Consider the following 20,266-nt stretch of genomic DNA (forward strand, 5'->3'; position numbering starts at 1 on the left):
CCGCGGTGCGAGCGCGTGCGCAGAATTTGTAGCGTAGCCGTTGTCCATGTCGCCGCGCCCTGCGCCGTCGCGACATCCCACCCACCTACCGAAGGAGCCGCTCGTGCCCGCCACTCGTTCCGGAGTCCGCCCGCCTGAGCGATCTCAGGCGCGCGGACCCGAAGCCGCCGTGATCGGCGTCCTGGGCGGGATGGGGCCAGCGGCCACCGCAGACTTCTACCGGAAGATCGTCCAGGCGACCCCCGCGGAGCGGGATCAAGACCATCTGCGCACCATCATCTGGTCGGACCCCTCAATCCCTGATCGCGCGACCGCGTTTCTCCACGGGGGCGAAAGCCCGGTCGCGGCCCTCATCGCCGGCGCGCGGCGACTCGAGGACGCGGGGGCCGGGTTCCTCGCGGTTCCCTGCAACACCGCTCACCTGTTTCTCGACCAGGTGCGCGACGCAGTGGGGATCCCCATCCTCGACATGGTGGGGGCCACCGTCGCCGAGCTGCACCGGACGACGGCACCGGGATCCCGCATTGCGGTCCTCGGCACTGCCGCGACCCGAGCCAGTGGTCTGTACGCCCGACGGTTGCGCTCCGCGGCTTTTCTGCCGCTCGAACCCTCCGACACGGAGCAGCAGGCCGTGAGCGCCGCGATCGCAGAAGTGAAGCGGGGAGCCGAGGCCGCGGCAGGGCAGGTGCTCGCCCCGGTGATCGAGGCGTTTGTCCGGCAAGGGGCGAGCACCGTGATCGCCGGCTGCTCCGAGCTCCCCATTGCGTGGAGCACGCTCACGGCCGTTCCCCCGGTCACCGACCCCACCACCGCGCTCGCTCGCGCGTGCGTCGCGCACGCGGCGGCGCTCCCTACTCGAACCGCGTCGCGGTGAGCGGCAGCTCGCTGCGCACCGAGCGGAACACCACGAGGATCGCGGCGACCGCGAGCGCGAGGCAGATCCCGATCAGGCCGAGGTAGCTCGCGTCGGGCAGCGTCACCCGCCGGTCGCCGCCGCTCAGCGCGACAACGACGGCCCACGCGGTCAGGAAGCCCAGCCCGATCGTGACGAGGAACACCGTCGCGAGCGGCAGCGCGGTCTCGATCACGATCATCCGCCGAAGCGTCGCGGCCGGCATCCCGCTCAGCCGGAGCAGGCCAAGCTGTCGCCGGCGATCGAGCATCCCCGCGATCGTCGACACCGACAGCGAGATCACCGAGATCACCGTGGCGATCAGGATCCCGACCCACGCCAGGCCGACGTACTGGCGCGCGAAGCGCGTCGATCCGGCGTCGGTACTCTCGGCTCGCGTCGCTGGCAGGGTCACGAGCGAGAGTCCGCTCGTCGTGAGCGCGGTGCGCGCCCGCTCGCGGGAACCCGGCGCCCCATCGGTGAGCGTGACCAGGAGGTTCGGGACCGCGGTCGACGCCGCCACCTGCGTGATCGGGGCCGTGTCGACGTCCCGGCCGAGCGCGAACGGGCTGAAGTACGGCTGCTCGATCCACAGCCAGTCGGCCGCGCCGGGGTCGAGGCCGAGCGCGCGCGCGTCGTCCGCCGCCACGACGAAGCCGCCGTCGAGCGCCTGCCCGTCGGTGCCGGCGGGCGCGCCGGCTTCGGCTTCGGCTTCGTACCAGCCCACCTCGATGACGCGCGCGACGCCCGGGGTGGCCGCGACGCGCCCGATCGCGGCGGTCTGATCCGACGCAACGGCGTCGAAGGCGAGGTTCGTGACCAGCGCGGCTGGCGGCACGAGCTCCGTCGGCGGCACGTCCGCGAACTCCTCGGCGGTCTCGGCCGTGGTGCCGACCGCGAACACGGTCACCACGAACAGCGCGAGCACGAGGCCGCTCACGGCACGGAACGTGGCGCGGGGGTGGCGCGCGATCCTGCGCAGCGCGAGTACGCCGGCCGCGCCGCCGACGCGTGCGGCGCCGAGCCGGCTGACCACCGCGGCGAGCCACGGCCCGGCGAGCACCAGCCCCACCGTGATGAGGATGAACCCGAACAGAATCGCGAGCGCGGGAACGCGAATGTCCACTCGCAGCGCCGCGACGAGCGCCGGGACGGTGATGACCGCAGCGCCAGCCCCGAGCGGGGCCAGCGACCACCACCTGGGCCGCCGCTCCCGCTGCTCGCGGCTCCCGCCGAGCGGGCCGAGGCCGGCGCGGAGCGCGGTGACGAACGCGACGAGCCCGGCGATCAGCACGGTGCCGAGCGGCACGAGCAGCACCGCCCAGAGCGGCGCCGCGAGGTCGCTCAGGAAGAAGCTGGAGCCCTCGATTTCGACGAGCGCGGCGAGCGGCCCAACCGCGAAGAACAGGCCGACGCCGAGGAGCGCGCCGACGAGCGCTGGCACGACCGCTTCGAGGCCGGCGAGCACGGCGACCAGGCGCGGCGAGGCACCGATGAGCCGGATCGTCGAGAACCGCTCCGCGCGCGCCGCCTGCCCGAGCTTCGTGACGATCGAGATCAGCACGATCACGGGAAAGAGCACGGCGATCCCGCCGATGATCGCGATCATGGCGTACGCGGGGCTCGGGAATCGGACACCGACGAGCTCGGACTGCACGCTCGCGCCCAGCATCGGCTCGACCGTATCGGGCGCAGCCCCAACGATCACGAGCAGGGTCTCGGGACCGAGAAGCGCCTCGTCCCCGACGATCCCGATCCGCGTGCCGAAGCGGTCGCCGAGCTCGTCAGCCGGAGCGGCGTCAATGAGCTGCGCGAGCGCCGGTGAGGCGGCGTACTCCCCCGGCTGCGGCGCGCGCTCGATACCGGGGACCGCCACGGTCGAGTCCGGCGTCGCGGCGATCGTCACCCGGGTGATCGCCTGGCCGTCGAAGAAATCCCCGGGGATACCCAGCATGCCGCTCGGCGCGACCCACACCGCGTCATCACCGTACTCCGGCTCGGCCGTCGAGCCGGTCTTGAACGCGTTGTCGAGCGGCCAGGTCGACCGCGCGCTGCGGTCGCCGAGCGCCTGGTAGGCAGCGACAACGAGGAGCAGCAGTGCGACGCCGACCGCGACCCCGGCCGCGATCCCGATCAGCCGTTTCGAGCCGCCGCGCTCTCGGGATGCGAGCACCCAGCCGAGTGTGAGCGCCCTCACCGTGACAGCCCCGAGAGTTTGCCGTCACGGACCACGATCTCGCGATCGGCGTACGCCGCCGTCCGCGCGTCGTGGGTGACGAGCACCACCGTGGTGCCCGAGGCGCGCGAGAGTTCGGTGAGCGTGAGCATCACCTGCTCCGCGGAAAGCGAATCGAGCGCACCCGTCGGCTCGTCCGCGAAGATCACCCGCGGCGCGGTCGCGAGCGCTCGCGCGATGGCGACGCGCTGGGCCTGCCCGCCGGAGAGCTCGGACGGGAGCTTCTCGGTGTGCTCCGCGAGGCCGAGCCGCTCGAGCCAGCCGCGCGCCTGCCGGAGCGCAACCCGGCGGGGCGTTCCCGCGAGGAGGAGCGGCAGCGACACGTTGTCGACGGCGCTGAGATCCGGCAGCAGCTGCCCGAACTGGAAGATGAAGCCGAACTCGGAGAGTCTGAGCTTCGCGCGCTCGGCCTCGCCGAGCGCGCTCAGCTCGGCGGCGCTCTCGGTGGCCGCTGCGCGGTAGTGCGCGGTGCCGGCATCGGGGGTGAGCACCCCGGCGAGGATGTGCAGCAGCGTCGACTTCCCCGAACCGGATGGGCCCATGATCGCGAGGATCTCGCCGCGCGCGACGTCGAGGTCGATGCCTCGGAGCGCGACGTCCATCCCGAAGGATCGCTCGATCCCGCGGACGCTGAGGATCGCGTCGTTCGGCGCGGGGTTCGGCGCGGGATTCGGTGCGAGGTGTGCTGCGGGGTCCGGCGCGGAGCCCGCAGCGAGATGTGCCGCGCTCATCGGGCCACCGTCGCGCCGAGCTCGGTCAGGCGGGCCGAGGTGAGCTCGATCCAGCGGAGGTCCGCCTCGATGTGGAAGAGGGCGTGATCGCAGATGAGCACGGTGGCAAGATCCGCGCCGACCTTCCTGCGGGTGAGTTCGCGCATCCGTTCCAGGTGCGCGGCGCGCTGCAGGTCGAGCAGTCTGGCGGCGTCGTCGCCGAGCAGGAGTGCGATGATCGTCTTCGCGAACAGGTTGCTCTGGAGCGTCGGCGATGGCGTGTCGGCTGAGAACAGCCAGTCGTCGAGCTCGGCGCGGCCGGCCTCGGTGATCTCGTAGCGTTTGCGGTCGGGGCCGCCGCCGGCCTCGTCGCCCAGCAGCGCGATGAAGCCGTGCTTCACGAGGCGGGCGAGCGTCGCGTAGACCTGCCCGAAGGCGAGCGGCTTCTCCGCACCGAAGTGCCGGTCGTAGTCGTGCTTCAGGTCGTAACCGTAGCCGGAGCCGGTGCCGAGTAGCCCGAGCACGGCGTGCGAGGAGTCCATGGGTGCCATACACCGAGCGTATACGCCGAGTGTATAGTCGCGCAACTGCCGCCGTGCGGCAGCACCCTCGTGCGAGCGCCCCGGGCTGTACACCCCCACCCACGCGCACCCCACCCACACGCGCCCACGCACGCATACCCTTCACGCACGCACAGCGATTCGGCGTATCCAAGCCTGAATCTGCGCGTGAGGCTTAGATACGCCGAATCGATTGGGTACGGCAGCCGGTGAGCAGCGACACCACAGCGCACATGTACCGCGGGGGTGCCACCAGGATGGCCGAAACCCACGAGACTATGGACGCGGGGCCGCGCGGTGCAGCCCCTGCGCGATAGCGCGCATGATCAGCCCCTGAACCGTGTGCCACTCGTACATCACCTGCTGATACCCCACGCGCACGACGGTGTAGCCGCGGAGTCGCAGTTGCGCATCGTGCGCAATGTCGGTGCTGTGCTGCGCCCCGGTGTGCGTCGCGCCATCGATTTGCACGACGAGGTGGGCACCGATCAGCAGATCCACCCGCCGGCCGTGCACCCACGCCTGCGCCGTCATGGGGATGCGCAACCATCGCAATCGGGCGCGCACGATGGTCTCGAGACCCGAGTCCGCGAACGGGGTCGCCTCCGCAAGGAGCCGCCGAGCGTTCCCGCTCACCGGCAGCCTGGCCATCACCGCCCGGTCCACGACGCGGCGGCGGAACGCGGATTCCCACACGGCGAGGGCATCAACGTAGGGCACGCACTGGGAGACAAAGTGCAGCACGTTCTCCGGCGCATCCTCGAGCGCTCCGCGCGCACGAGGGACGAGCGGTCTCCCCCAGTGCAGCACCACCTGCGCTGGGCGACGCTCCGCCCCGGCCTGTCGCACCGCAAAGTGCTCGCGCGAGGCGCGCGGGCCGCCCGGGTCCCACAGGCCCAGCCGCTTGGCCTGCGTCACACACGAGACCAGCAGGCCGTTCGACGCGGCGCGCAGGAGCAACGGATCGCCGCGCGGGAGCCCCACCCACCCTTTGCGCGGACGGATCAGCGCACCGCTGCGCACCGCTTTCGTGATGGTGTGCGCACTGAATCCGGCGTCACGCAGTTCCGCGGTGCGTGCGAAGCCACCACTGCTGTGCACGAATGAGACCACCATGGCGTCAAGTCTGCCTCCGCGTCGCGCGAGGGGGCGCGGGGACCGGTGACCTGGGGAGAAATCGGCACGCAACACGTCGCCGGCCCTCCTGTGAGCGAGCCAGAGGCGACCTTCACTCGCGCCAGCCCGCTCCCAACCTCAGCGATTCGGCGTATCCAAGACGAACCATGGGGCGTGCGGCTTGGTTACGCCGAATCGCTGGGTTGCGCGCAAGCGCGGCGGCAAGCGCAAGCCCAGCGGCAAGCGCAAGCGCGCCACCGCACCCTACGCTGTGATGATCTCCGGCGTGCCCGACTCGGAGGCCGGCATCTCGGCGGCGAGCCGGTTGGCCTCCTGGATGAGCGTCGCAACGATCTCGCTCTCGGGCACCGTCTTGATGACCTCGCCCTTCACGAAGATCTGGCCCTTGCCGTTGCCCGAGGCGACGCCGAGGTCTGCCTCGCGCGCCTCGCCCGGCCCGTTCACGACGCAGCCCATCACGGCGACGCGCAGCGGCACGCTCATGCCCTCGAGGCCCTTCGTGACCTGTTCGGCGAGCGTGTACACGTCGACCTGCGCGCGGCCGCACGAGGGGCACGACACGATCTCGAGCTTGCGCTCACGGAGGTTCAGCGACTGCAGGATCTGCAGGCCGACCTTCACTTCCTCAACCGGGGGCGCGGACAGCGAGACGCGGATCGTGTCGCCGATGCCCTCGCCGAGCAGGATGCCGAACGCCGTTGCGCTCTTGATCGTGCCCTGGAACGCCGGCCCGGCCTCGGTGACGCCGAGGTGGAGGGGCCAGTCGCCGCGCTCGGCGAGCTGGCGGTACGCCTGCACCATGACGATCGGGTCATTGTGCTTCACGGAGATCTTGAAGTCGTGGAAGTCGTGCTCCTCGAAGAGCGACGCCTCCCAGACGGCGCTCTCGACGAGCGCCTCGGGGGTGGCCTTGCCGTACTTCTGCAGCAGGCGCGGATCGAGGGAGCCGGCGTTGACGCCGATGCGCAGCGAGACGCCCGCCGCCTTCGCGCGCTTCGCGATCTCGCCGACCTGATCGTCGAACTTGCGGATGTTGCCCGGGTTCACGCGCACCGCGGCGCAGCCGGCGTCGATCGCGGCGTACACGTAGTTCGGCTGGAAGTGGATGTCCGCGATCACGGGGATCTGGCTCTTCTTCGCGATGATCGGCAGCGCTTCGGCGTCGTCGCGGCTGGGACACGCGACGCGCACGATGTCGCAGCCGGCCGCCGTGAGTTCGGCGATCTGCTGCAGCGTTGCGTTGATATCGGTCGTCGGCGTCGTGGTCATCGACTGCACCGAAACCTGAGCGTTTCCGCCCACCTTGACTGAACCGACCGAGATCTCGCGCGACTTGCGTCGGGGTGCGAGCACCACGGGGACCTTCGGCATTCCCAAATTGACTGCTGCCACGGAGAAGAGTCTAGCCCTGCATCCTGCATGCGCGCTCGGCGCGGCGCCGATGGGCGCGGCTGCTACCCGAAGAACGTGACCGGCTTCACCAGGTCGGCGTACACGAGCAGCACCATCATGGCGCCCATCACCACCACGACGGCGAACGTGACCGGCACCATTTTTGCCGCATCAATCGGACCGGGATCGGGCTTGCCCCGCAGTTTCGCGAAGCCGCGCTTGATCGACTCGTAGATCGCGCCGACGACGTGCCCGCCGTCGAGCGGCATGAGCGGCAGGAGATTGAAGACGAAGAGCGCGATGTTCAGCGAGCCGAGGAGGCCGAGCACGCTCTGCACGCGGGCGGCGACGGGGGCCTCGTCGAGGCTCACGATCTCCCCGGCGAGGCGGCCGACGCCGACCACGCTCATGGGCCCGTTCGGGTCGCGCTCGCCGGCGCCGAACGCGGCGTTCCAGGTGTCCACCATGCGCTGCGGCAGCTGCACAATCACCCCGGCGACGCGCGCCACGTTCTCCCCGACGTACGCAGGCACCTCGGTGATCGGCTGCGGCACGTACTCGGAGGCCGGGGTGGCCCCCACCATGCCGACGGTCTCGGTGCGCACCGAGCCGTCATCGTTCTGCAGCACCTTCCCGTCCTCGTCGACGAGCGCGCGCTCGTTGGCCGCCGGGGTGAGGGCCACGGTCTGCGGGCTGCCGTCGCGGAGGATCTCGAGCTGCATGGTCCGGCCGGGCGACGCGGCCACCGCGTCGCGGAACGCCTCCCAGTCGGTGATCTCCGCGCCGTCGACCGCCACAATCGTGTCTCCTGGCACGAGCCCGGCCGCCGCGGCGGGTGCGGCGGGATCCCCGGCTGCGCAGCTCTTCGCGGTGCTCCCTGCCGGCTGCAGGCACTCGCTCACCGCCCCGAGGGTGGTGCTCGCCTGCGGAATCCCGAACCCGACGAGCACGATGGTGAAGAACACGAACGCGAGGACGAGGTTCATGACGGGGCCGCCCAGCATCACGATGATGCGCTTCCACGCTGGCAGCCGGTAGAACGTGCGGTGATCCTCGCCGGCGTCGATGGTTTCGGCGCTCGCGAGGCGCGCGTCATCGACGAGGCCGGCGAGCCCGCGCCGCAGCTCGGGATCCGCGACGGCGGTGTCGGGCTGCGGCCTCGTGACGGGCAGCGGGCCCTCCTCCACCACGGAGTTCAGGAAGCCGGTGGTCGACGCGCGGGGCGCGGCGCCCGGCTTCTGCGGCGGGTACATCCCCGTCATCGCGATGTAGCCGCCGAGCGGGATCGCCTTGATGCCGTACTCGGTCTCGCCCTTCTTGCGCGACCAGAGGGTTTTCCCGAAGCCCACCATGTACTGCGTCACCTTGACGCCGAACAGCTTCGCGGGCACGAGGTGCCCGATTTCGTGCAGGCCGATGGACACGGCGAGCCCGATCAGCACAATCAGGAACCCGAGCACGTAGAGCAGCACGTCAGTCACGCACTCAGGCTACTCCGTGGCCCGAGGAAAGCCCTGGGCGCTTCCCGGGGAACCGCCGGGGAACTGCCGGGGATCAGCTCGGGATCGGCCGAGCGTGTGCCGGCGCCCCGCTACGCCGCGCGGCGGGCGATGACGCGCTCGGCGTGCTCGCGCGCCCAGCGCTCCCCCTCAACGAGGGTGTCGAGCGTGAGCTCCTCGGGGGCCCGGTGCGCCTCGAGCACCTCGCGTACGGTGTCCACGATGTCGAGGAAGCCGATGCGGCCGGCGTGGAACGCGGTCACCGCCTCCTCGTTCGCCGCGTTGTAGACGGCCGGGTAGGTGCGGCGCGCGCGGCCCACCTCCTTCGCGAGCTCGACCGCGGGGAACGCCTCGGCGTCGAGCGGTTCGAAGTCCCAGCTGGTCGCGCTTCGCCAGTCGAGGGGCACCCCGACGTTGGCGAGCCGGTCTGGCCAGGTGAGCCCGAGCGCGATCGGCAGCCGCATGTCGGGCGGCGACGCCTGCGCGATCGTGGAGCCGTCGACGAACTCGACCATCGAGTGGACGATCGACTGCGGGTGCACCACGACCTCGATGCTGCTGTACGGCACGCGGAAGAGCAGGTGCGCCTCGATCACTTCGAGGCCCTTGTTCATGAGCGTCGCCGAGTTCGTGGTGACCATGCGCCCCATGTTCCAGGTGGGGTGGGTGAGCGCCTCCGCAGGCGTCACGCTGCGCAACTCCTCGCGGCTGCGGCCGCGGAAAGGGCCGCCCGAGGCGGTGAGCACGAGACGGCGCACCTCCTCGGCCCGCCCGGAGCGGAGCGCCTGCGCGATCGCGGAGTGCTCGGAGTCCACGGGCACGATCTGGCCGGGCGCCGCGAGCTCGGTGACGAGATCGCCGCCGACGATGAGCGACTCCTTGTTCGCGAGTGCGAGCGTGCGGCCGGCCTTCAGCGCGGCGAGCGTCGGCCCGAGCCCCACCGATCCGGTGATGCCGTTGAGCACCACCTGCGCGGGCACCTCGCGGATGAGCTGCTCCGCGGCGTCCGCGCCGAGCCCGGTGTGCTCGACGTTGAACTCCTCGGCCTGTTCGGCCATGCGCTCGGCGTTCGAGCCGGCGATGAGGCCCACCACCTGGAACTTCGAGGGATTCTTGCGCACGACGTCGAGCGCCTGCTCGCCGATCGAGCCGGTGGAACCGAGAATGACGATGCGCTTCATGCACACCATTCTGCCGGAGACGAGCGCACCCCGCTCCCCGAAAGACGGGGGCGGGGTGCGTTCGAGCCGCGTGAGGCTACTCGGCGTGCACGGTGCCGAGGATGTCGAGCACGAAGACCATCACGTCGTCGCCCTGGTGCCCCATCTGTTCAAGCTGGGCCGCACCGTAGCCGCCGTCCTCGGCCGGCACCACGGAGATGATCTGCGAGCCGACCTTCTGGCCCTCGAGCGCCTGCTGGAAGCCGCCGATCACGCCGGTGGTGGTGAAGTTCGCGGGCTCGCCAGTCTTCCAGCTGGAGTCGAACTCCTCGCCCGTGCGCCAAATCACGCCTCGGTAGTGGACGTACACGCGGTCGCCCGGCTCGACGGTCTCGCCGTCGCCCTCGATGAGCGTGGCGATCGACAGTTTCTCGGGCGCCTTGGCGTCCTTCGGCATGGTGATGGTGGGCTTGCCGTCCTTGTCGAGCTTCACCGTCGGGAAGCCCTCGGGAGCCGACTGCGCCTTGCCCTCGGCCTTCTTCAGGAGGTCGCCCGGCTCGAGCGTGCCCGGCTCGCCGGTTGCGCCGGTGTCCTCGCCGATCTCACCGAACTCCATGATGAGCACGATCGAGTCCTTCTCGGTGAGATCGGGGACCTGGGTGTCCTCCGCCTTCGTGTCGCCGAACATCTCGGCGTAGGGAGCGACAAGCGCGATCTGCTGCCCGGGCACCCCGCAGCGGATGCCCTCGTAAGCCCAGCCGGTCAGCTGGTCCTTGCTGAACGGCACCGGCGCCGCCGGCAGCTGCTGCATGACGTCGCCGTTTGCCCCGTTGAACATGGTCATGCTGACGGAGATCGTCTCGCCGTCCTTGACCACGCTGCCCTCGCCCTCGGTGAGCACCGAGCGCTGCATCTCCTTCGCGCTCACCGGCGTCTTCGAGTCGAGCTTCAGATCGGTGCCGGTCGTCCCGCTCACCGTGACCTCCTTGCTCGCGGCGCCGGGCGCCAGGCAGTCGGCGCCCGCGGCGTCTGCGGTCGGGCTGCCGCCGGCGCAGCCGGAGAGCAGCAGAGCGCCCGCGAGGGCGGTGGGCAGGAGAGCGCGGGAGAGTTTCACGAGGCTGAACGTCCTTCTTCACAAGCGTCGAGGCCGTACGGCCGTGGGCATTGCCCCAGTATTTCGCATTCCGCTGCCCGCCCGCTGGGAAACCCTCGCGAGCGCGCGCCCGTTCCTAGCGCCGGCTGCGGCGAGCCGGGGCCCCGCCCGGCGCGGTGCGCGGCGGCAGCAGCGCACCGGCGGCGCCGGCTGCGGCGAGCGCGAGCAGGATCATCGTGGCGAGATCGCAGCCGATGTAGACGTAGTGCCAGATCGACTGCCCGGGATCGGCCCCGTCGAGGACGAGGTCGGTGCGCGCGTTCAACGGTGGGCGCACGAGCGTGATCTTCGCGACGTAGACCGCGGCGAGCCCCGCCCAGATCCCGAACCTCGCGCCGGAGATGCGTGTGGCGAGCGGCCAGAACGAGAGCAGGGTGAGGGTGAGGAGCACGAGCCCCTCTGCGACGTTGAGCGCGGCGAACACGAGCCGGCCGATCCCGAGCCCCAGCGGGATGGTGATCCCTGGCGCCTGGAACTTCAGCGGGGCCTCGATGAACGAGATCGCCGCGATGAGGCCGAACCAGAGGACCGGCAGCGCGAGGCGCCAGAGCTCGATACCGACGCGGCGGCGCGCGTCGGGGCCGGCCTGCGCGCTCGCAGCGGCTGGGCGGCGGCTCATCGCGTTCCCTCCGTCCCGCGTGCGGCGAGCGCGGCGGCGTAGAGCTCCCTGGCGGAGAGCCCGCTCGCCTCGGCGACGGCGCGGCTGGCGTCCTTCAGCCGCTCCCCCTCGGCGACGCGCTGCTGCACCTCGGCGAGCGCCGTCTCCGGCGAGACCTCCACCTCGGGGGCACCGCCGACGACGACCACGATCTCGCCGCGGACGCCGTCGGCCGCCCACTCGGCGAGCTCGGCGAGCTCGCCGCGGCGCACCTCCTCGTGCAGTTTGGTGAGCTCGCGGCAGACCGCGGCCGGGCGCTCCGGCCCGAACGCGTCGGCGAGGTCTGAGAGCGTCACCGCGAGGCGGGTGGGCGCCTCGAAGAACACGAGGGTGCGGCGCTCGGATGCGAGCCCGGCGAGCACCCGACCCCGCTCCCCGGCCTTTCGCGGCAGGAAGCCCTCGAACGCGAAGCGGTCGGTGGGGAGGCCGGCGACGGCGAGCGCGGTGATCACGGCGCTCGGCCCGGGAATCGCGCTGACCTGCACCCCGGCCTCCGCCGCGAGCTGCACGACCCGGAAGCCGGGGTCCGAGACCGTCGGCATCCCCGCGTCGCTCACGAGCACGATGTCCTCGCTCGCGGCGCGCGCGACGAGCGCGGCCGCCCGCTCGTGCTCGTTGTGATCGTGGAGCGCGATGAGCTCCGGCCGGTTGTCGATCTCGAGCAGCCGCAGCAGCTGCGCGGTGTGGCGGGTGTCCTCCGCCGCGATCACCGCCGCCGCCTCGAAGGTCTCCCGGAGCCGGAGCGAGGCGTCACCGAGGTTGCCGATGGGGGTGGCAGCGAGGAGGATCATGCCTCCCATGCTATTCCGGAGGAGCGCCTGCCAGAATGACACGCATGAGCGACTCGCAGCTGCCCGGACCGCCCCCGCACCCCTACGCCGCATCCGCACAGGTCCCGGAACGCCGCGGGCAGGCGCTGCCCATCGCGGCGATGGCGCTCGGGCTCGTCGGCGCGGTGACGGTGTTCGTCGCCCCGGTCACGTTCGCCGCGTTCGCGTGGGTGGGCGCGGCGCTCGGCGTCGTCGCCCTGGTGCTCGGCGTGATCGCGCTCGTGCGCGGGCTGCGCCGTGGCCCCGCGATCACCGGCGTGGCCGCTGGCGCGCTCGCGGTCATTGCGGCCGTCATCGTCGGCGCGCTCGCGCTCGGCGGCGCGCTCGTCGGCGCGGCGCGGCAGGGCCAGCAGGGCGGGCAGACACCGGACGGCTCGGGCGGGGAGGTTGCAACCGCGGTCGAGTGGCCGCGCAACATGGCGAGCGGTGGCCTCGTGTTCGGCGGCGCAGACGGCGGGCTCGCAACGTCGGCGGCGCCCGAGGCGAACGCGCTGCCCGTGCCGCGCACCGCGGCGGAGCTCGGCACTCCGGCGCTGATCCGGGTCTACGTCGACTACCGATGCCCGTACTGCGCGCTCTTCGAGACCGCGAACGCCGACACGCTCGCGCAGGTGCTCGCTGACGGCACCGCCGCGGTGGAGCTCACGCCGCTCACCTTCCTCGACCGCGTGTCGGAGGGCAGCTACTACTCCTCACGCGCTGCCGGTGCGCTCGCGTGCCTCGCGGACACGCAGCCGGACGCCGCGTGGGAGGCGAACGCCGCGCTGATGCTGCCCGACGTGCAGCCGGCGGAGGGTGGCCCAGGTCTCGACAACGACGGCATCATCGCCGCCATCGAGGACGGCGCTGGCGCGTTGAACGCCGAGGCGCGCGCGTGCATCACGGAGGAGCGGTTCGTGCCGTTCGCGCAGGCCCTCTCCGACTGGGTATTCGCGAACCCCGTGCCGCACGCCGCTGATCCCGAGCTGCGGGTCACTGGCACCCCGCTCGTGGTCGTCGACGGCGTGCCCTACCCGGGCGACCCTGCCGATCCGGCCGCGTTCCGCGCGTTCCTCGCGCAGCAGGGCATCGCGGTCGACTAGGCTGCACTGGCGGCGGCGCCCGCCGCATGGAGTAGACTCGGTCGGCTATGCAGGAATCGACGAACTCTCCCGCCATCACGCTGCGCGACCGCGTGGGGACGCTGTACTTCCCGATCGCGCTCGTGGCGCGCCTCCCCTACGCGATGATGGTCATCGGCGTGCTCACGCTCGTCGTGTCCGCGCGCGGCTCGGTCCAGCTCGGCGGCCTGAATTCCGCGATGGTTGGCCTCGGCGTGGCCTGCTTCGGCCCGCTCATCGGCGCGGCGGCCGACCGCTTCGGGCAGCGCCCGACGCTGCTCATCTCTGGCGCGATCAACGCGGTGTTCCTCGGGCTGCTCGCCTGGGTCGCGTTCAGCGATCTCCCGGTCTGGACGGTGTTCCTCGGTTCCTTCCTCGCTGGGGCATCGGCGCCGCAGCCCTCCCCCATGTCGCGCTCCCGCCTCGTCACGATCATCCAGCGAGATCTGCCCGCCGCGCGGCGCCCGCGCACCCTGTCGACGGTGCTCGCGTACGAGTCGGCCGCCGACGAGGTGATCTTCGTGTTCGGCCCGGTGGCGGTCGGCCTCCTTGCCACGACGCTCGGCGCGTGGGCCCCGATCGTCGGCGCGTCGATCCTCACGCTCATCTTCGTCACCGCGTTCGCGCTGCACCACACGAGCGCGCCGCCGCAGAGCGCGGCCGACCGCGCCGCGACGCTCGCGCCGGCGTCGGAGCTCCTGCGGCCGCAGCTCCTCATCACGGTGATCGGGATCGTGGCCGTGGGCCTCTTCTTCGGTTCGATGCTCACCTCCCTCACCGCGTTCATGCAGGATCGCGGCGCGGCCGAGCAGGCCGGCCTCATCTACGGCGTCATGGGCATCGGCTCGGCGATCTTCGCGATCGCCGTCGCGTTCCTGTCCCCGCGGTTCACGCTGCGTTACCGCTGGCCGGTGTTCGCGTTCTTCATCGTCGCCGGCGGGCTGCTCCTGCAGGGCGCGCACGACCTGCCCAGCATGCTGCTCAGCCTCGCGCTCATGGGGATCGGCGTCGGCCCGCTGCTCGTCACGCTCTACAGCTTCGGCGCGCAGCGCAGCCCGGCCGGCCGCTCGGCGACGGTGATGACGATGCTCGGCTCCGGCCTCATGGTGGGCCAGTCGGCCGCCGCGGCCATCACGGGCAGCATCGCCGACAACGTCGGCACCCCGGCCGCATTGGTGATGCCGCTCATCGCGGCGCTCATCGCGCTCGTCGCAGGCGGCATCAACTGGGGGCTGACGGGCCCGAGCGCCCGGTAGGACCACGCGCGGGCGGCGCACGCACGCGCATCGCACGCGCGCAGGATCCCGGCGGCGGAATAGCCGCGAAGCCAACGCTGTTGGAGAACTCGGAGCCCCATCGCCCGCAAGCGATGGAAGAATGGAGACCATGTCTGCTCGTACGTTCACCCCAGCGGAGGTCGCGGATTTGCGCGCCGCGTTCCCGTACTTCGCCGCGCAGGATCGGCAGGGCGGTCCAGCGTACCTCGACTCCGGTGCGACGTCGCAGCGCCCGAGCGTCGTCCTCGACGCGGAGCGCCGCTTCCTCGAGACCGCGAACGCCGCGGTGCACCGGGGCACGAGCGGTGCCGTCGGCGAGGCAACGATGGCGTTTGAGGGCGCGCGGGCCGCGGTCGCGGCGTTCGTCGGCGCGAGCGCGCCCGAGCAGATCGTGTGGGCGGAGAACGCCACCGACGCGCTGAACATCGTGGCGCTCGGCATCGGGGAGGCGAACGCGGGGCTCGGCGTCGCCGGCAGCGAGCGGTACGCGCTCGGCGCGGGCGACGAGATCCTCATCACCGAGGCGGAGCACCACGCGAACCTCATCCCCTGGCAGCGGCTCGCCGCGAAGACCGGGTCGACGCTGCGCTACATTCCCGTGCGCGAGGACGGCACGTGGACGCTCGACGACGCGCGAGCGGCGCTCACCGCGCGCACCCGCGTCTTCGCGTTCTCGCACGTGTCGAACGTCACGGGGTGGGTGGCGCCCGTCGCCGAGCTCGTCGAGCTCGCGCGCGCCGTCGGCGCGATCACCGTGCTCGACGCCTGCCAGTCGGTGCCGCACCTCCCCGTCGACTTCGGCGCGCTCGGCGTCGATTTCGCGGCGTTCTCCGGGCACAAGATGCTCGGCCCGAACGGGATCGGCGTGCTCTACGGACGCCAGGAGATGCTCGACGCGCTGCCGCCGGCGCGCACCGGCGGATCGGCGATCACGCGCGTGACGATGGAGCGCGCCGAGTTCATGCCGCCGCCACTGCGTTTTGAGGCCGGAACGCAGCCGGTGTCGCAGGTCGTCGGCCTCGGGGCCGCCGTCGCGTTCCTGCAGCAGGCCGACATGGCGCGGGTCGCCGCGCGCGAGCACGAGCTCGTGGAGCGGCTCGTCGCGGGCATCGCCGAGACGCCGGGGCTGCGGCTCCTCGGCTCGGCGGACCCGGCGCAGCGCGTCGCGCTCGCGGCGGTGTCCGTTGAGGGCGTGCACGCGCACGACGTTGGCCAGTTCCTCGACGAGCAGGGCGTGCTGGTGCGCGTCGGCCACCACTGCGCGCAACCGCTGCACCGCGCGCTCGGCATCACATCGAGCACGCGCGCGAGCGTGCACCTGACCACCACCGAGGACGAGATCGACCGGTTCCTCGACGCGCTCCGCGGCGCCCAGCGGTATTTCGGAGCGGAGGTGTCGGCGTGAGCGCGCTCGACGGACTGTACCAGGAGCTGATTCTCGATCACTCGAAGCGTCCCATCGGGAAGGGCGAGCTGTCCCCGGCCGACGGTGCGCTGACCGCCTCGCACCACGAGTTCAACCCGAGCTGCGGCGACGAGATCGACCTCTCGATCTCGGTTGACCCGGAGACCGGCACGATTTCCGAGCTGGCGTGGCAGGGGCAGGGCTGCTCGATCTCGATGGCCTCGGCCTCGATCCTGTCGCAGCTGGTGCGCGATGAGCGGCTTTCGCTCGAGGAGGCGCACACCCGCATCGACGCGTTCCGCCAGATGATCCAGGCGCGCGGCACCGAGGAGCCCGACGAGGAGCTGCTCGGCGACGCCGTCGCGCTGCAGGGCGTCGCCAAGTTCGTGATGCGCGTGAAGTGCGCGATGCTCGGCTGGGTCGCGCTCGAGGCCGACCTGAAGCAGGTGGAAGCGCAGCGCGCCGCGTAGCGCGCTGACCGAACGGAACGGGGTGCTGGGATGACCGCAATCGAGATCACGCCGGCGAGCACGGCGGCCGAGGTGTCCCGCGCGCTCGCGGCGCTCGAGGACCCGAAGGCGCGCGCGATCAACGAGCGTCACGGCGACGACCACGGCGTCAACCTCACGAAGCTCCGCGCGATCGCGAAGCAGCTGAAGCGCAATCCGGCGCTCGCGCGCGAGCTGTGGGCGACGGGCGGCTCCCCGGAGCGGCTCGTCGCGCTGCTCATCAGCGGGCCGAAGGACTACACCGCCGACGAGCTCGACGCGATGCTGCGCGACTCGCGGATCCCGAAGGTGCGCGATTGGCTCGTGAACTACATCGTGAAGAAGAGCGCGCACGCCGACGCGCTTCGCGAGCGCTGGTTCGACGACCCGGATCCGCTGCTCGCCGGCTCCGGCTGGGCGCTCACCACGGATCGGGTGGTGAAGCGGCCAGCCGGGATCGACCGGGTGGCGCTGCTCGACCAGATCGAGGCGGAGATGGGCGCGGCCCCCGAGTCGCTGCAGTGGGCGATGAACGAGTGCCTCGCGCAGATCGGGATCACTGACGTGGCGCTCCGCGCACGCGCGATCGACATCGGCGAGCGCCTGCAGGTGCTCGCCGACTACCCGACGCCGCCCGGCTGCGTCTCCCCCTTTGCCCCGATCTGGATCACGGAGATGGTGTCCCGCCAGGCGTAGGCGCCGCGGTCACGCTGCGGCTCGCCCACGCGTCCCGCGCCACCCCGCCGGCCGTGTTCAGCGAGTCGCGACGCGGCTGACGAGCTCGCCCGTCGCGTCGCCGGCGGCGAGGCGGTCCGCAATCTCCCTGATCAGCGCCTGGAGCGCGGCCCCGGACGGGGTGGGTGCCATGTCCGAGCGCCTGGCGAGGCTCACCGTGCGCGTCAGCTCGGGGCCCGCGAGCGGGGTGGCACGCAGCTTCGGGCGGTCGACGGCCACCATCGCGGGCACGACGGCGACGCCGATCCCGCGCTCCGCGAACCGGAGGGCCGCGTCCATTTCAACGCCCTCGACCGCGACGACCGGGGTGAGGCCGGCGGCGCGATAGGCGACGTCCATCGCGACACGCAGGTCGTAGTTCACGGGGAAGGCGATCTGCGGCACCGCGGCGAGCTCCGCGAGCGGCACCGCGCGGTCCTCGTGGCCGCGCGCACGCGCAAACGGGTCGGGCAGATGCCCGGCCGACACGACGACGAGGCGCTCGCTGAGGATCGGCTCGCGTTCGAGCACGGCGCGCGCCTCGCCCGCGGCGACGCTCGTCACGATGAGGGCGAGGTCGAGCCCGCCCTCGACGAGCGCCCCGATGAGGGTCCGCGATCCGCGCTCGAGGATCTCGATGTCGATGCCGGGGTAGCGCGCGTGGAACTCGGCGATCACGTCGACCACGAGGCTGGTGCAGAGGGTCGGCGTCGCGCCTAGCCGGATCCTGCCCCGCTTGAGCCCGGCGAGCTCGGCCATCTCGCTGCGCGCGGTGTCGGCGTCGGTGAGCATGCGGCGCGCGAGCGGGAGCAGCCGCTCGCCGGCCCCCGTGAGCGCGATGTTGCCGCGCACCCTGTGAAAGAGCTCGACGCCGAGCTCGCGCTCGAGGCTGGAGATCTGCCGGCTCAGCGACGGCTGCGCGAGGTGCAGCTGCTCGGCTGCCCGCGTGAAATGGCCGGTCGCGGCGATTTCCGCGAAGCCGCGGAGCTGCTCAAGGTTCATGTTCATAGCCTAGACGCATCGTGGCGATCAGCTCTATTCATTGGAGTAATCATGGCCGGCTCCCTAGCGTGGTGCGCATGACATCCACCACCGGTTCCACACGCACCGAGCGCCTGCTCGCCACCTCCGTCCTCGTGATCGGCACGGGCGGCGCCGGCCTCCGCGCCGCCATCGAGCTCGCCGAGCGCGGCGTGCAGGTGCTCGCCGTCGGCAAGCGCCGCGCGCACGACGCACACACCACCCTCGCCGCGGGCGGCATCAACGCCGCGCTCGGCACGATGGACCCCGAGGACAGCTGGGAGCAGCACGCGGCCGACACGCTGCGCGAGTCCTACTTCCTCGCCGATCCGGCGATCGTCGAGGTGGTGACCCGCGGCGCGGCCGAGGGCATCGCCGATCTCGAGCGCTGGGGCATGCCCTTCGCGAGGGAGGAGGACGGCCGGATCAGCCAGCGCTTCTTCGGCGCGCACAAGTACCGCCGCACCGCCTACGCCGGCGACTACACGGGCCTCGAGATCCAGCGCACGCTCATGCGCCGCGCCGCGGAGCTCCGGGTGCCCATCGTCGACACGATCTACATCACGCGCCTGCTCACGAGCAACGGCCGGATCTTCGGCGCGTACGGCTTCGACATCGTCGACGGCACGCCCGTGCAGATCAACGCCGACGCGGTGATCCTCGCCGCCGGCGGCCACACGCGCATCTGGCGCAACACCTCGTCGCGGCGCGACGAGAACACGGGCGACTCGTTCCGCCTCGCGGCGCTCGCCGGGGGCAAGATCCGCGACGCCGAGCTCGTGCAGTTCCACCCGTCGGGGATCCTGGAGCCCGCGGAGGCTGCCGGTCTCCTCGTGTCGGAGGCCGCGCGCGGCGAGGGCGGGATCCTCCGCAACGCGCTCGGTGAGCGGTACATGGCGAAGTACGATCCTGAGCGGATGGAGCTCTCCACCCGCGACCGCGTCGCGCTCGCGAGCTACACCGAGATCGTCGAGGGGCGCGGCACGACGAACGGCGGGGTCTTCCTCGACGTCTCGCACCTGCCGCGCGAGCAGATCCTGTCGAAGCTGCCGCGCGTGTACCGCAACCTGATCGACCTGCAGATGCTCGATATCACCGAGCAGCCGATCGAGATCGCGCCGACCGCGCACTACTCGATGGGCGGCGTGTGGGTGCGGCCGGAGGATCACGGCACGGGCGTCGACGGGCTCTACGCGATCGGCGAGGCGTCGAGCGGCCTGCACGGCGCGAACCGGCTCGGCGGCAACTCGCTCATCGAGCTGCTCGTCTACGGCCGTATCACGGGCACCGACGCGGCTGAGTACGTGAGCGGGATCACGGAGGTGCACCGGGATCCGGCGGCCGTCGCCGAGGCGCGCGCCGAGATGACCGGGCTGCTCGAGGGAACCGGTACGGAGAGCCCGCGCCGCCTCCAGCGCGCGCTGCGCGACCTGATGACGGAGCACGCCGGGGTGGTGCGCAGCGAGGCCGGCCTCGTGGCCGGCCTCGAGAAACTTACCGCGATCGAGGAGCGCGTGGCGAACGTCACCGCGCACCCGGACATCGCCGGCTTCGACGATCTCGCGCACGCGTTCGACCTGTTCGGCTCGATCCTCGCGGCGCGTGCCACGCTCGAGTGCGCGCTGGAGCGGCGCGAGACGCGCGGCTGCCACAACCGCTCGGACTTCCCGGAGACGAGCCCCGAGCTGCGCGGCAACTTCGTGTGGACCCCGCAGGGCGGTGTGGAGTTCGAGCCGCTGCCCGAGGCGCCCGATTCCTTCCGCGAGCTCGCGTACGCCGACGCCGACGACTCGGTGGCCGGCAAGCTCGTCGAGTAGGCCGGCAGGCTCATCGAGGGTGCCAGCCAGCTCGGCGAAGAGGCCGGCACTCTCGCTCACAGCCGCCCGGTTTCCGCGTTCTCGCGGGGGCCGGGCGGCATGCTGTGGACAACCGCTGCGGGCCGCGCCGGCATCGCGCAGGATCGTGGCATGACTCCAGACCCACCAGCACGCCAGCGTCCCTCCTCCGCCCCGGTCCCGCGCCAGGAGGCCCCGCC

The 20,266-nt window shown here is 71.8% G+C and carries 18 protein-coding genes; 7 read left to right on the forward strand and 11 right to left on the reverse strand.

Annotated elements, in window-relative coordinates; all coding sequences use genetic code 11:
- The first annotated feature begins 103 nt into the window (after positions 1–103).
- Positions 104–874, forward strand: a complete 771-nt coding sequence (locus EGM46_RS04040; RefSeq protein ID WP_206427488.1) for an aspartate/glutamate racemase family protein — start codon at positions 104–106, stop codon at positions 872–874.
- Here EGM46_RS04040 and EGM46_RS04045 read toward each other — a convergent pair.
- The 10 genes from EGM46_RS04045 to rsmI all read right to left on the reverse strand — a co-directional run bounded on the left by EGM46_RS04045 (position 852) and on the right by rsmI (position 12,188).
- A complete protein-coding gene (locus EGM46_RS04045) occupies positions 852–3,089 on the reverse strand; it encodes an FtsX-like permease family protein (protein WP_125098885.1) in 2,238 nt (745 codons plus the stop codon). The two genes, EGM46_RS04040 and EGM46_RS04045, sit on opposite strands and share 23 nt — an antisense overlap.
- Positions 3,086–3,859: an ABC transporter ATP-binding protein gene (locus tag EGM46_RS04050; RefSeq protein ID WP_125098886.1), complete on the reverse strand. Its 774-nt coding sequence runs from the start codon at positions 3,857–3,859 to the stop codon at positions 3,086–3,088. Before EGM46_RS04050 ends, EGM46_RS04045 begins: the two co-directional genes overlap by 4 nt.
- On the reverse strand, positions 3,856–4,389 hold the full coding sequence (locus EGM46_RS04055; RefSeq protein ID WP_241156166.1) for a PadR family transcriptional regulator: 534 nt from the start codon (positions 4,387–4,389) through the stop codon (positions 3,856–3,858). The genes EGM46_RS04050 and EGM46_RS04055 overlap by 4 nt, the downstream gene beginning before the upstream one ends.
- Positions 4,390–4,674: 285 nt before the next feature.
- Positions 4,675–5,514 (reverse strand): type IV toxin-antitoxin system AbiEi family antitoxin domain-containing protein, encoded by an 840-nt coding sequence (locus EGM46_RS04060; RefSeq protein ID WP_125098887.1) that lies wholly within the window; start codon positions 5,512–5,514, stop codon positions 4,675–4,677.
- A 264-nt stretch (positions 5,515–5,778) separates the two neighbouring features.
- Positions 5,779–6,927 (reverse strand): flavodoxin-dependent (E)-4-hydroxy-3-methylbut-2-enyl-diphosphate synthase, encoded by a 1,149-nt coding sequence (gene ispG, locus EGM46_RS04065; RefSeq protein WP_206427489.1) that lies wholly within the window; start codon positions 6,925–6,927, stop codon positions 5,779–5,781.
- A 62-nt stretch (positions 6,928–6,989) separates the two neighbouring features.
- Positions 6,990–8,408 carry a M50 family metallopeptidase gene (locus EGM46_RS04070; protein WP_206427490.1) on the reverse strand — a complete coding sequence of 473 codons (1,419 nt, stop codon included), beginning with the start codon at positions 8,406–8,408 and terminating at the stop codon, positions 6,990–6,992.
- 110 nt (positions 8,409–8,518) lie between these two features.
- Positions 8,519–9,607: a 1-deoxy-D-xylulose-5-phosphate reductoisomerase gene (gene dxr, locus EGM46_RS04075; protein WP_125098888.1), complete on the reverse strand. Its 1,089-nt coding sequence runs from the start codon at positions 9,605–9,607 to the stop codon at positions 8,519–8,521.
- Positions 9,608–9,683: 76 nt separating this feature from the next.
- On the reverse strand, positions 9,684–10,700 hold the full coding sequence (locus EGM46_RS04080) for an FKBP-type peptidyl-prolyl cis-trans isomerase (protein WP_125098889.1): 1,017 nt from the start codon (positions 10,698–10,700) through the stop codon (positions 9,684–9,686).
- Between the two features lie 115 nt (positions 10,701–10,815).
- The gene (locus tag EGM46_RS04085) at positions 10,816–11,358 is read right to left on the reverse strand and encodes a hypothetical protein (RefSeq protein ID WP_125098890.1); all 543 of its coding nucleotides are present in this window, start codon (positions 11,356–11,358) and stop codon (positions 10,816–10,818) included.
- Complete coding sequence (rsmI, locus tag EGM46_RS04090) at positions 11,355–12,188, reverse strand: 16S rRNA (cytidine(1402)-2'-O)-methyltransferase (RefSeq protein WP_125098891.1); 834 nt, start codon at positions 12,186–12,188, stop codon at positions 11,355–11,357. Before rsmI ends, EGM46_RS04085 begins: the two co-directional genes overlap by 4 nt.
- Positions 12,189–12,232: 44 nt before the next feature.
- Here rsmI and EGM46_RS04095 point away from each other — a divergent pair, with 44 nt between their 5' ends.
- From EGM46_RS04095 to EGM46_RS04115, 5 genes are all read left to right on the forward strand, one after another.
- Positions 12,233–13,309, forward strand: coding sequence for a DsbA family protein (locus EGM46_RS04095; RefSeq protein WP_164512806.1), 1,077 nt, complete (start codon positions 12,233–12,235; stop codon positions 13,307–13,309).
- 47 nt (positions 13,310–13,356) lie between these two features.
- Positions 13,357–14,583: an MFS transporter gene (locus EGM46_RS04100; RefSeq protein WP_125098893.1), complete on the forward strand. Its 1,227-nt coding sequence runs from the start codon at positions 13,357–13,359 to the stop codon at positions 14,581–14,583.
- Between the two features lie 130 nt (positions 14,584–14,713).
- Complete coding sequence (locus EGM46_RS04105) at positions 14,714–16,009, forward strand: aminotransferase class V-fold PLP-dependent enzyme (protein ID WP_241156167.1); 1,296 nt, start codon at positions 14,714–14,716, stop codon at positions 16,007–16,009.
- Positions 16,006–16,479, forward strand: a complete 474-nt coding sequence (sufU, locus tag EGM46_RS04110; protein ID WP_125098895.1) for a Fe-S cluster assembly sulfur transfer protein SufU — start codon at positions 16,006–16,008, stop codon at positions 16,477–16,479. Before EGM46_RS04105 ends, sufU begins: the two co-directional genes overlap by 4 nt.
- A gap of 30 nt (positions 16,480–16,509) precedes the next feature.
- Positions 16,510–17,193, forward strand: a complete 684-nt coding sequence (locus tag EGM46_RS04115; protein WP_206427491.1) for a DNA alkylation repair protein — start codon at positions 16,510–16,512, stop codon at positions 17,191–17,193.
- Positions 17,194–17,250: 57 nt separating this feature from the next.
- Here EGM46_RS04115 and EGM46_RS04120 read toward each other — a convergent pair whose 3' ends face one another.
- Positions 17,251–18,213, reverse strand: coding sequence for a LysR family transcriptional regulator (locus EGM46_RS04120; RefSeq protein ID WP_125098896.1), 963 nt, complete (start codon positions 18,211–18,213; stop codon positions 17,251–17,253).
- Between the two features lie 77 nt (positions 18,214–18,290).
- Between EGM46_RS04120 and EGM46_RS04125 the strand changes: the two genes are divergently transcribed.
- Positions 18,291–20,048, forward strand: a complete 1,758-nt coding sequence (locus tag EGM46_RS04125) for an FAD-binding protein (RefSeq protein WP_125098897.1) — start codon at positions 18,291–18,293, stop codon at positions 20,046–20,048.
- Positions 20,049–20,266: the final 218 nt, after the last annotated feature.

The sequence above is a fragment of the Leucobacter chromiireducens genome (genome assembly GCF_003917135.1).
Taxonomy (GTDB): Bacteria; Actinomycetota; Actinomycetes; order Actinomycetales; family Microbacteriaceae; genus Leucobacter; species Leucobacter chromiireducens_A.

Coding starts and splice junctions, on each gene's coding strand:
- EGM46_RS04095 (WP_164512806.1), top strand. CDS start 12,233: ATGAGCGACTCGCAGCTGCCCGGACCGCCCCCGCACCCCTACGCCGCA.
- EGM46_RS04105 (WP_241156167.1), top strand. CDS start 14,714: ATGTCTGCTCGTACGTTCACCCCAGCGGAGGTCGCGGATTTGCGCGCC.
- rsmI (WP_125098891.1), bottom strand. CDS start 12,188: ATGATCCTCCTCGCTGCCACCCCCATCGGCAACCTCGGTGACGCCTCG.
- EGM46_RS04050 (WP_125098886.1), bottom strand. CDS start 3,859: ATGAGCGCGGCACATCTCGCTGCGGGCTCCGCGCCGGACCCCGCAGCA.
- EGM46_RS04125 (WP_125098897.1), top strand. CDS start 18,291: ATGACATCCACCACCGGTTCCACACGCACCGAGCGCCTGCTCGCCACC.
- EGM46_RS04100 (WP_125098893.1), top strand. CDS start 13,357: ATGCAGGAATCGACGAACTCTCCCGCCATCACGCTGCGCGACCGCGTG.
- dxr (WP_125098888.1), bottom strand. CDS start 9,607: ATGAAGCGCATCGTCATTCTCGGTTCCACCGGCTCGATCGGCGAGCAG.
- EGM46_RS04055 (WP_241156166.1), bottom strand. CDS start 4,389: ATGGCACCCATGGACTCCTCGCACGCCGTGCTCGGGCTACTCGGCACC.
- EGM46_RS04085 (WP_125098890.1), bottom strand. CDS start 11,358: ATGAGCCGCCGCCCAGCCGCTGCGAGCGCGCAGGCCGGCCCCGACGCG.
- EGM46_RS04060 (WP_125098887.1), bottom strand. CDS start 5,514: ATGGTGGTCTCATTCGTGCACAGCAGTGGTGGCTTCGCACGCACCGCG.
- EGM46_RS04115 (WP_206427491.1), top strand. CDS start 16,510: ATGACCGCAATCGAGATCACGCCGGCGAGCACGGCGGCCGAGGTGTCC.
- EGM46_RS04120 (WP_125098896.1), bottom strand. CDS start 18,213: ATGAACCTTGAGCAGCTCCGCGGCTTCGCGGAAATCGCCGCGACCGGC.